Here is an 841-nt window from a genome sequence, read left to right on the forward strand (position 1 = left end):
CCTGTTTACGATCTCCTGAGCAGCAGAGCCAAGAATGCGAGATGGATGAACTGCAGGCTGGTGTTGAGCAGTCGCTCGCAGTTCTTCCATAACCGCCTGTTCTTGTCCAGCCAGGCAAAGCTGCGCTCGACGATCCAGCGCTTGGGCATCACCTTGAAGGTGTGCAGTTCGCTGCGCTTGGCGATCTGCACCGTGACGTGCTCACCCAGAATGTCGCGCACGCCCTGCGCAAAGGGCTGGCCCACGTAGCCGCTGTCGGCCAGCAGGCTTTGCACCCGGGTGAGCCTGGATTTGCAGCGCTGCAGGGCCTGCAGCGCCCCCTTGCGGTCCGTCACCTCGGCGGTGGTCACCGCCACGGCATGTGGCAGCCCCTGGGTGTCCACCGCGATGTGGCGCTTGATCCCCGAGACCTTCTTTCCCGCGTCATAGCCCTTCAGGGCCGCCGTGTCCGTGTTCTTCACGCTTTGCGCGTCCACGATCAAGAACGTGCTGTCGGCGTTGCGCCCCAGTCTCGTACGGGCCGCGCCAACCTGATTTTTTTAATGCCCGCTCCAGCACGCTCATGCCGTGCTGGTCGGGCTCGCTCCATTTGCGCCAATAGGCATAGACGCTCTGCCACTTGGGAAACTCGCTGGGCAGGAATCTCCACTGGCAGCCTGTGCGCAGCAGATACAGCACCGCGCAGAACACCTCATACAGATCCACCGTCGTGGGTTTGGTGCTGCGCCGCACGTTGCGCAACAGCGGCTCTATCGCGGCAAACTTCTCTCGGCTGATGTCGCTGGCGTATTTCTTTCTCTTCACCTACGCATTGTCGCGTCGAATGAAGATCGTAAACACG

General features: G+C 61.4%; 1 protein-coding gene. It reads right to left on the reverse strand.

What is annotated here, in order from left to right; translation table 11 throughout:
- Positions 1–5: 5 nt before the first annotated feature.
- Positions 6–804 (reverse strand): IS5 family transposase gene (locus tag PJE01S_RS24920; RefSeq protein WP_377372100.1). Its coding sequence is split into 2 segments (ribosomal slippage): positions 6–530 and positions 532–804, totalling 798 coding nucleotides; the frame shifts between segments, so codons are not numbered across the junction.
- Positions 805–841 lie beyond the last annotated feature (37 nt).

This window comes from Polaromonas jejuensis NBRC 106434, assembly GCF_001598235.1.
Lineage (GTDB): Bacteria > Pseudomonadota > Gammaproteobacteria > Burkholderiales > Burkholderiaceae_C > Polaromonas > Polaromonas jejuensis.